9 protein-coding genes and 1 pseudogene are annotated in these 10,714 nt (G+C 36.4%); all 10 read right to left on the minus strand.

Annotation, left to right across the window (positions count from 1 at the left end; translation table 11 throughout):
- Window positions 1–1,392: cation acetate symporter (locus ACXJIE_RS00530; protein ID WP_456479030.1), on the minus strand; the 1,392-nt coding region annotated here is incomplete at its 3' end.
- Window positions 1,389–1,721 carry a DUF485 domain-containing protein gene (locus ACXJIE_RS00535; RefSeq protein ID WP_015901763.1) on the minus strand — a complete coding sequence of 111 codons (333 nt, stop codon included), beginning with the start codon at window positions 1,719–1,721 and terminating at the stop codon, window positions 1,389–1,391. The genes ACXJIE_RS00535 and ACXJIE_RS00530, both read right to left, overlap by 4 nt.
- Window positions 1,722–2,149: 428 nt before the next feature.
- Window positions 2,150–2,800 carry a response regulator transcription factor gene (locus ACXJIE_RS00540; RefSeq protein ID WP_456479031.1) on the minus strand — a complete coding sequence of 217 codons (651 nt, stop codon included), beginning with the start codon at window positions 2,798–2,800 and terminating at the stop codon, window positions 2,150–2,152.
- Entirely contained in the window at window positions 2,775–4,145 is a 1,371-nt protein-coding gene (locus ACXJIE_RS00545) for a sensor histidine kinase (protein ID WP_456479032.1), read from the minus strand. The genes ACXJIE_RS00540 and ACXJIE_RS00545 overlap by 26 nt, the downstream gene beginning before the upstream one ends.
- Before the next feature lies 1 nt (window position 4,146).
- Entirely contained in the window at window positions 4,147–6,102 is a 1,956-nt protein-coding gene (gene acs / locus ACXJIE_RS00550; RefSeq protein ID WP_456479033.1) for an acetate--CoA ligase, read from the minus strand.
- Between the two features lie 195 nt (window positions 6,103–6,297).
- Complete coding sequence (ppa, locus tag ACXJIE_RS00555) at window positions 6,298–6,816, minus strand: inorganic diphosphatase (RefSeq protein ID WP_456479036.1); 519 nt, start codon at window positions 6,814–6,816, stop codon at window positions 6,298–6,300.
- Window positions 6,817–6,855: 39 nt separating this feature from the next.
- Window positions 6,856–7,632: pseudogene (locus ACXJIE_RS00560) on the minus strand (YihY family inner membrane protein); the annotation flags it as partial.
- 2 nt (window positions 7,633–7,634) lie between these two features.
- On the minus strand, window positions 7,635–9,578 hold the full coding sequence (gene abc-f, locus ACXJIE_RS00565) for a ribosomal protection-like ABC-F family protein (protein WP_456479034.1): 1,944 nt from the start codon (window positions 9,576–9,578) through the stop codon (window positions 7,635–7,637).
- A gap of 77 nt (window positions 9,579–9,655) precedes the next feature.
- Window positions 9,656–10,462 (minus strand): bifunctional riboflavin kinase/FAD synthetase, encoded by an 807-nt coding sequence (locus ACXJIE_RS00570; protein WP_456479035.1) that lies wholly within the window; start codon window positions 10,460–10,462, stop codon window positions 9,656–9,658.
- 64 nt (window positions 10,463–10,526) lie between these two features.
- A partial coding sequence (locus ACXJIE_RS00575; protein WP_498049511.1) for a YbhB/YbcL family Raf kinase inhibitor-like protein occupies window positions 10,527–10,714 on the minus strand: 188 nt, incomplete at its 5' end.

The following is a 10,714-nucleotide window of genomic DNA, read 5'->3' on the forward strand; positions in this document are numbered from 1 at the left end:
TCCACCTAACACAGCACCTCTTGTTGTTAAGTTTTTCCAATACATTGATAAGAAAAGTACAGGGAAATTTGCACTTGCGGCAATTGCAAATGCAAGTCCAACCATGAATGCAATGTTTTGTTTTTCAAATGCAATACCTAAAATGATTGCAAGTACACCAATTACAAGTGTAGCTATTTTAGAAATTTTCATTTCTTGTTTTTCGTCAATTTTACCTTTTTTTACAACATTTGCATATAAGTCGTGACTTATTGCACTTGCACCGGCAAGAGTAAGTCCTGATACTACCGCTAAAATAGTAGCAAACGCAACTGCTGAGATAAATCCTAAGAACAGGTTACCGCCAAGAGCATGTGCTAAATGAATAGCAGCCATATTGTTACCACCGATTAATTTACGTGCTGCATCAAGATATTCAGGATTTGTTGATACGAATACGATTGCACCGAATCCGATAATAAATGTAAGCATGTAAAAATATCCGATAAACCCTGTTGCGAAAAATACTGATTTTCTCGCTTCCTTAGCGTCAGCAACAGTAAAGAATCTCATAAGAATGTGCGGAAGTCCAGCAAGACCGAACATAAGTGCAATTCCCAAACTTATTGCTGAATACGGATCGCTGACTAAACCGCCAGGTGCCATAATTTTATCATGAAGAGGATGAACTTCGATTGCTTTTGAGAAGAATTCTTCAAAATTGAAACCGAAATGCACCATAACCGCAAGCGCCATAAATGTCGCACCTAATAATAAAAGTGTAGCTTTAATAATTTGTACCCATGTAGTTGCAAGCATTCCACCGAATGTCACGTATAAAATCATTAAAACACCTACAATTATTACCGCATATGAATACGGTAGTCCGAATAGAATCTGAATAAGTTTACCACTACCAACCATCTGAGCGATAAGATATAATAAAACTGTGGCAATTCCACCAAATGCAGCGAGTGTTCTGATTGGACCTTGTTTTAATCTGAAAGATACGACATCTGCAAATGTGTATTTACCAAGGTTTCTCAGTCTTTCAGCAATTAAAAAAAGTACAAACGGCCAACCAACTAAAAAACCGATTGAATAAATCAGTCCGTCGTAACCTTTTAAATATACCAAACCTGAAATTCCTAAAAACGATGCTGCAGACATGTAATCACCTGCAAGAGCCAGTCCGTTTTGGAATCCTGTGATACCACCGCCTGCTGTATAGAAGTCTTTAGCCGTTCTTGTTCTTTTTGCCGCCCAGTAAGTAATACCGAGTGTTGCAAGAACAAAAATTAAGAACATTACAACAGCGGATACGTTTAAAGGTTGTCTTTGCACTTCTCCCGTTATTGCACCGGCTGCAAACAACGAACCGAAAGATAGTGCCAATATTAATAGCTTTTTCATTGTGCTCCTTTTTCAAGTTCTTTTTCAAGCTCGATTTTTACTTTTTTTGTTAAGTCATCGAACTCTTTGTTTGCTTTGTTGACATAAATACCTGTAAGTATAAATGCCGCAACAATGATAAGTAAACCTATAGGAATACCGATAGTGATCACAGAACCTTGTGAAATAGGAGTTCCGAGAATTTGCGGATCAAAAGCGATAGTTAAAATAAACGAATAGTAAATTGCAAGCAATACAAACGTAAGCGTCCATGCAAATTTACTTCTCGTTTTAACTAAACGCTGATAATCCGGATTGCTTTTGATAAGTTCTATCGCTTCTTTAGTCATTAAGTCTCCTTTTGAATTTTTTACAACTTTATAATAAAACCTTTTCGTAGCATAAATGTAGCATTTACCAATTGATACATAAAAAGTTAAATAAAAATTAATTAATGTGTAGAAAAGTAACAAATAATGAACAATGTAAAATGTAAAATGTAACAGGGGCCCCGAAAAACTGAAAATTTTTTGGGTATAGGGGGAAAATGGGCAATGAAAAATTTTCCAATGGAAAATGTAATAACAGGAAGAGAACGAAGTCTGTGAGAAATTGAGAATTAAATGAGACTTAGATAAACTTGCACAGTACCAGACAATAAGTTTAATGATTTTTTGATCTAACTAATCTTAAAAAAACTTAATAAACTTTAATAACCGATGTACCAATAACTAATAAATATACCAATTAACAATAACAACCCTAATAATTTAACTAACTATTTAATAATATATCCTACTCCCCTGATGTTTTGGATGAAATCTTCTTTGAGGTACTTTTTCAGCCGGCTTATTTCCGCCCTAATGGTTGCGTTGTCCACAAATCCGTCCCAGACTTCTTCTCTTAACATTTCAAACGTTACGCTTTTTCCTTTGTTAAGTGCGAGAAGTTTTATGATGTTTCTGTGAATGTTGCTTAATATTTCAGGAGTGTTGTCAAAAAGTAGTTCGCTTTTTTCGACGTCGAATTTATATCTTTTGGAAAGTTTAATGTAATTTTTTTCGCTCGGGTTAAGCTGGTTTCCGAGCCTTTCTATTTTAATTAGCAATTCTTGGAGATAAAAAGGTTTTTTAATATAATCGAAACATCCGAGTTCGTATGCTTTTGTAATATGCTCTATGCTGTTCATGGCGCTTATAAATATTGTAGGGGGTGAGAGCTTTTCTTTTTGCAGTTCTTCCAAAATGGAAAAACCGTCGATATTCGGAAGATGGATATCGAGTATTAAAATATCAAACTTTTCTTCTTTCAGGTGTTCATAGGCGACTTTACCGTCAATAAACGATTTTACAAAATATCCCTCTTTTTCAAGATATTCCGTGATTATTTCGTTTAGGGAGAATTCATCTTCCACGAGTACTATTTTCATCGCATTCCTTAAATTGATATTCAAACAATATTATATTATTTTTATGGGATATTGTGACTTTTATATTGTATTTTTTGCAGATTTCATTTACAAGATGCAGTCCGAGTCCGAATCCTGAAGTGTTTTCGTGTTCTTTGTAAAACGGTTCGAAGAATTTATCTATGTTGTTTATCTCGTTTGTTCTGTTTTCGAAAATCAAAGAGTTATTGCCGGCTGTGATTTTCACTGTTGAATCAGGAATGGAATATTTTATCGCATTTGAAAGATTGTTGTCCATAATTCTTATAAGCTCTTCTTTGTTGATGCAAACATTAAAATCATTGATTTCATATCTGATTTTTAATTTTTTTGCGTTTGCTATTGTTTCAAAAAACTGTATTCTTTCGGTTAAGATGTTTTTAATATTTATGATCTGCAGCGGGTAGTTTTTATATTTGTATTTTAAAACGAAACTTAAATCTGCGTAGATATTGTTTATCATCAATACCGCCGATTCGATTCTTTGAACGTTTTTGTCTTTTTTGTCAAGAAAATTAAGGGACGTCAGGATAATAGCGAGGGGTGTATTTATTTCGTGTATGGCGGTTTTTATAAAGTTTTCCTGTTCGGTTATCAGATTTTGCAGTTTTCTGGTTTTTTGACGCACTTTTTCTTCGAGTGTTAAATTCAGCCTTTCGAGTTTTTTGTTTTGGGAGTTGATCTTTTTTAGCATTTTATTGACATATACGGCAATATTTAAAAACTCTTTTATTTTTATATCTCCGAATTTAATATAAATATGTTCTTGATATGCTTTTTGGAAAAATTTTACGAATATGTATATTTCTTCTTTTAAAAATTCATTCAGTAAATAAAACCCGCCGAGAGCGAACATATATATAATAAATGCGAGCGTAAGGAAATTGAGCATTGTTTTTGTAAGTTTGTGTATAAGGTTTTTTTTCTTTTTTTGAATCAGCTTTTCTATTTTGGTAAGGGAGTCCTGAACGGTTATTGATAAGTTGTTTTTTTTTAATCCGTATGTGATCGGCTTTTCCGGGGGCAGAGAATGCACAAAAAGTATGCTGTCATTTTTTTTTATTTTGACATATACCGATTTGTCGAGTATTATATTCAGTATCCGCCGGTAATTGTTTTTTGATAATGTCAGTATTTTATAAATTTTCCGGGCCGTGTTTTGCAGTTTTTTATTTGTTTTTTGAATAAATTCCTGTTTGATTTTTACCGTTTCCCTTTCAAAGTCGCGGTATTCTTCAAATATTGCAAGCGAGGTGAATACAACCGAAAGTATAAACAGGAGGGAAATTCCCCCGAGATAAATTTTGTTTAATGAAAGCGTTTTCACTTTAATTTAAAATACAGGTGTTTACAACTTCTATAATGGATTCAACGACTTTCGGATCTTCCAGGGTTGAAGTGTCCTGTGTGATAGGCTCGCCTTTAGCGACGGCTCTTAAGATTCTTCTCATAATTTTACCGCTTCTTGTTTTAGGAAGACCCGGAACAAACGCCACCGTGTCAACTTTTGCGATTGCACCGATTTCCTCTTTTACGATTTCGTTGATTTCTTTAATGATTTCCATCTCTTCGGCGACGGTGTCTTCGCCTTTTAACACTACATAGGCAAATACGCTCTCGCCCTTAATTTCATCAGGTTTTCCAACTACCGCAACTTCGGCGATAAGAGGATGTTTTTTTATGGCCGCTTCGATTTCAGCTGTTCCGAGCCTGTGCCCCGAAACGTTTATAACGTCATCGACCCTTCCGGTAATCCAGATGTATCCGTCTTCGTCATACATAGCGCCGTCTCCCGAGAAATAGACGGGCTCTCCCATTTTTTTGGCGGTGGAGAAATAGCTTTTTACGAATCTTTCCGGATCGCCCCAGATGGTTCTAATCATACTCGGCCAAGGTTTTGTTATACATAATAAACCTTTTTCGTGTGCCGGCATTCTTTCACCCGTTTCATCGATAATTTCCGCAAATATTCCAGGAAGAGGGAATGTTGCGCTTGCAGGCTTAACCGGTGTTGCCGCCGGAAGAGGGGTAATCATGTGGCCTCCCGTTTCGGTCTGCCACCATGTATCGACTATTGAGCATCTGCCCCCTCCCACAACTTCATAATACCATTTCCAGGCAGGGGGATCTATAGGCTCACCGACCGTTCCTAAGATTCTAAGAGAGCTTAAGTCGTATTTTTTAGGCTCGTCCGGTCCCATTTTGTTAAGAAGTCTGATTGCTGTAGGAGCCGTGTAGAACTGGTTAACTCTGTATTCTTCTACCATTTTCCACGCCCTTCCGCTGTCGGGATATGTTAAAACGCCTTCGAACATCAGCGTGGTGGCACCCGCCGCAAGAGGTCCGTAAACAATATACGTATGCCCCGTGATCCATCCTATATCCGCCGTACACCAGTAAGTGTCGTTTTCTTTTATGTCAAACACCCATTCCATTGTAAGCTGTGCCCAGAGAATATATCCGGCCTGTGCGTGCTGAACGCCTTTCGGTTTTCCGGTGCTTCCTGATGTATATAATAAGAATAGCGGATCTTCACTGTCCATTATTTCAGCGGGACATTCGTCGCTTTGGTTTACTATTAAGTCGTTATAGCTTACGTCTCTTCCGTTCACCCATTCTATATCTTCGTTGTTTCTTTCGACTACGATAACTTTTTCCACTATGTCGACACCTTCAAGGGCTTTGTCGACTGTGGGTTTTAGCATATAAGGGCTGCCTTTTCTGAACGCGCCGTCTGCCGTAATTACAATTTTCGCTTCAGCGTCAAGAATTCTGTCTTTTAACGCTTCTGCGCTGAAGCCTCCGAATACCACGCTGTGAATCGCCCCGATTCTCGCACATGCAAGCATAGCAAACGCGGCTTCGGGAATCATCGGCATATAAATAACAACCCTGTCGCCCTTTTTAACACCGAGCGATTTTAAAAGGTTTGCAAATCTGTTTACCTCTCTGTAGAGTTCAAGGTAAGTGATGATTCTTTTTTCTCCGTTGTCGCCTTCCCAGATGATTGCGGCTTTGTTTTTTCTTGTTTCAAGATGTCTGTCGATACACTGATATGCAACATTCAGTTTTCCGCCTACGAACCATTTGTAAAAAGGCGCGTTTGAAGTGTCAAGAGTCTGTTTAAAATCCTCAAACCATGTAATTTTTTCCCTTGCGAACTTAGCCCACGTTCCTTCGTAGTCTTTTTCAAATTCTTCCACAAGCTCTCGGTATTCGCACATATTTTTAAATACGGGGTCTTTAAACATTACTTTTTTCGGATAATATACTTCGTTTAACATTTATGCTCCTTTAGGCTTTTTATTTATGATAATCTAAAAAAGCAGCATAAACGTAGCATATAAGTTTTCTTTATTGTTTGATTAACCAGGTTGTGTAGATTAGTAACAGATGAATGTAGAATGGAGAATGTAGAATTGAGAATCAATTTAAATTGTTATTTAATTAATTCTCCATTCTCAATTTTCAATTCTCAATTATTTGTAGTTGTCAATAGCCTTTTGAATAAGCTCTATTGCTTTTTCCCTTCCTTCATATCCCGTAACTTTAACCCATTTTCCGGGCTCAAGGTCTTTGTATGTTTCGAAAAAGTGTTTGATTTGATTCAGTTCGATTTCCGGCAGATCGCTAAGGTCGTTGATTTTCGCCATTTTAGGATCAAGTTTTACGGTAGGTACCGCTACTATTTTTTCATCTTTTCCGCTTTCGTCTTCCATAATTAACACACCTATAACTCTGCTTTTAATAACGGTTCCCGGTACCACGCTTTCGCTTGAGAGTACCAGCACGTCTATCGGATCTCCGTCATCCGCTAAAGTGTTGGGGACAAATCCGTAATTTGCAGGATAAAACTGGCTTCCGTAAAGGATTCTGTCAAGGAAGATGGCGCCGGAGTCTTTATCGAGTTCGTATTTGATGTTGCTACCCTGAGGGATTTCGATTACAGCGTTGACGTATTCTTCAGGATTTCCCGGTTTTATTTTAGTGATATCCATAAATTCTCCTTTTTTTTGTGAAATTATATCTAAATACCTGATTAAATAAATACCGCTTATATATATTATCCAGCTCACATATATCCACAGCAGTAAAAACATAAGTATTGATATGGAACCGTAAAGGGTTGTATACGTTTTGTTTATAAGTACATAATATATAAATATGTTTTTTGAGATAAAAAAAGCGGTTGTAACCGTAAAAGAACTTATAAAGACGGATTTGGTTTTTTCTCCTTCAAGAGTCATTTTGTATGAAAGAAAAAAAGTCAGCCAGATTATTATAAAAGGGGCGAATTTTGCGAAATTAATCCATGAGGTGTAATGTGATTTGTCTAAAAAAAACTGCAGTTTGATGGATATATACATCGCCGCGGCGAACATTATCGGAAAAAGTGTCAGCATTGTCCAGTAGAGTTTTATTTTCTCCCACAGGTTTCTTTTTTCATGATTGAAAATTTTTGCGATTATTGTTTCGTAGTTGTCAAAAAAGAGTATGGAGGTTATTAAAATGTAAAATCCTCCCACCACTCCCATTTTGCTTGAATTGGAAAGGAAGTTTTTTAAATATACCGAAACGGTCTGAGCGTTGGTAGGCAGAAGGTTTGAACTTATAAAATGCTCGAGTTTCAAATAAAATTCTGCAAAAAAAGGAGTGTTTGCAAAAATTGTAAGAATAATCAAAATCAGAGGCACAAGCGAAAATATAGTGTAAAAACTGAGAGCGGACGCATAAAGCGTTATTTCATTTGTAATTTCTTTTAGTTCTTTTATATTTATTTTTTTAAATATTTTTATTAATTTTTCATTTCCCATTTTCAGTTTTCCATTTGAAGCGCTTCTCTTTTTTCTTCGAGTTCGAGGTATCTTTCAACCTTATTATCATATATTTTTTTGATTTCTTCAAGTTCTTCACTTAAACTTACAAGACCTTTTTCCTGATAACAATCCGGATTTGCGAGGCATTCTTCTATTTGGGCTATTGTTGTTTCAAGATCTTCTATGAGTTTCGGCAGTTCGTCAAGTTCCCTTTGCTCTTTGTAACTTAGTTTTTTTTGTTTTCTTTGTTTGGGTTTTTCTTTTTTATCTTCATTTTCCGTTTTTGATTTTAAATTTTCGATTTGTTTAAGTTCTTTTTCAATTTCAAGATATTCGGTATACGGTATGTGGCTCTCCTCCACAATTCCGTCCCCTTTGAAAATAAACATTTTTTTTGCTATTTTATCCACAAAATATCTGTCGTGGCTTACGAAAATCACGCTTCCTTCGAAATCCGTTAAATATTCTTCCAAAATATTGATTGTGGGAATGTCTAAATCATTTGTGGGTTCGTCCAGAATCAAAACGTCAAAATTTTTCGTAAACAAAAGCGCTAACGCCACTCTCGTTTTTTCCCCGCCGCTTAAAACGCCTATTTTTTTCGTAAGGTATTCGGGCGGGAAAAGAAATTCCCTGAGATATCCGTAAACATGCATATTTTTGCCCCTGACGTTTACATGATCCCCGCCTTCGGGACAGAATGTTTCTATTAAGTCTTTGTCGTCGCAAAGCATCGATTTTCTCTGATCGAGATAGCCGATTTTAATGTTTTCGCCTGTTTTGATGATTCCGCCGTCGGGTTTTTCCTCACCTATTAATATTTTAAGAAAGGTGCTTTTACCGCTTCCGTTTTTACCTACAATTGCGATTTTGTCTTTTTGAAGTATCCTTGTCGTGAAATTTTTGATTAAAAGTTTGTTTCCGATGGATTTTGTAAGGTTTTCTATTTCAAACATTACTTTTTTGCGGTTTATTTTTTCTTCTTCTTTTGATAAAAGCTCACGTTTTAGCTGCATTTCAATCTGACGGATCTCGCTTTTGTCTTTTTTGACTTTTTCACGCAGTTCAAGCACTCTTTTTTTTCTTCCCTCGTTTCTTTTGAGTCTGGCTTTTACGCCTCTTCTTAACCACTCTTCCTCTCTTTTAAGAAGTCTGAGTTCGTTTTCGAATTCTTTTTCTTTGGCTTTTAAAAGTTCTTCTTTTTGAAGTATGTAATCGGCATATCCGCCTTTGAAGCTCCTTAATTTACAGTTTTCAAGCTCAATAACCCTCGTGGCTATTCTGTCTATGAAATATCTGTCGTGGCTTACCACGATAAACGTGTATTTTTCTTTAAGAAGCATTTCTTCTAAAAATTCCGTCATATAAACGTCAAGATGGTTGGTGGGCTCGTCTAAAAGCAGGACGTCGGGTTTTTGTAAAAGAAGGCTTGCAAGTGCGACCCTTCTCTGTTCGCCTCCGCTTAGAAGCGATATGTCTTTGTTTTCGTATTTTTTCAAATCAAATTCCTGCAAAATCCTCTCAATCCTGTCGTCAAGGTTCCACGCGTTATGAAAGTCCAAAAACCTGCTGAGTTTGTCCATTTCCGTCTGAACTGCTTTGTTTTCGGGGTTGTTTGCAAACTCTTGCGTTAAATCTATGTATTTTTTATAAGCTTCTTTAAATTCGGTAAGCTCGTTTTCTATGGCTTCTCTCACCGTCAGGTTTTCCTCGAATTTAGGCGTTTGAAGAAGTCTTTTTATTTTTATTCCGTTTTTGGTGATTATTTCTCCGCTGTCGGGTTCGATTGTTTTGTCGATTATTTTCATAAGAGTCGATTTGCCGCTTCCGTTTTTACCGATAAGCGCGACCCTTTCACCTTCATCGAGGTGAAATTCCACATTACATAATATCGTCTGAGCCTCAAATTTTTTGCTGACGTCCAAAAGATCTACTAAAGCCATATCTTTCCTTATGTGTTATTTATACGGAATGATACCAAAATGTTGTTTTTAAGGAGATGAAAACGGATTAACCGATTTCAGCAGCTGTTACCCTGTTGCGGTTGGTTTAAGTTTTTTTCAAACCGTTTAGCGGTTTTATTTATATCTTCTTCAATCTGCTTTTTTAATTCTTTCAGATTGTCAAATTTTCTGTTTTTTCTTAAAAAATCAATAAATTCAATCTTAAACATTCCATTTTCATTTTCCATTTTCCATTTTCCATTTTCCATTAATATGTGTGTTTCAATTGAAAAATTTCCGTCGGTTGAGCGTGTTCCTATAAAAGTCAGCGAAGGGTGTCTGTTTGTCAGTGTGATATATACGCCGGATTTGGGAATGAGATAGTTTTTTATAAGGTTTATGTTTATTGTGGGTACAAGCTCTTTGCTCCCGAGCCCCTGGCCTTTTACCTGTTTGCCTTTTATTTTGTACGTATGTCCTAAGAATCTATTGGCTTTGATGATGTCTCCGTTTTTGATAAATTCCCTTATTATTCTTGAATGAACTCCTATGCCGTCGATTTTAACCTCTTGTATTGCTTCAACTTCAAAATGCTTTTTTAAAAGATTCAAATCGCCGCTTCTGTTTTTACCGAATCTGAAATCTTTGCCGGTGACTGTTTTTGTAATGTTTAATTCTTTTAAAATATTGATAAATTCAATCGGGCTCAGATCTTTAATATCATTCAAATCAAAAAATTTGCAGGGAAGTGTCGTGTAATCACACCTGTCGGTGCCGGGGGTTAAGTTACTTCCTTTTTCTATTACGATAATCGTATCGGCTCTTTTTATCAAAGCCTGATGGCCTAAATGCATTCCGTCAAATCCGCCTATTGTTACCGTCATGAGGAAAATATAATTTCAAAAAATTTTTTTAACGTTTGATTAATAACGTTTATCGTTTTTTGCGTTATTTTATGCTCCTTTTGTACACTCCGGTATACTGTGCGTGATTTATTACGTATGGTCTGATTTTATCTAAAAAGCACTTGATTGTTAAGCCCGGTTTTAAATGCAGTTTCTTATCAAGCGCAATCGCCGTTATGACATAATGATGCGCTTTGCCCGGAGGCGGGCATGGTCCCCCGTATCCTATTT

The organism is Nautilia sp. (genome assembly GCF_053994455.1).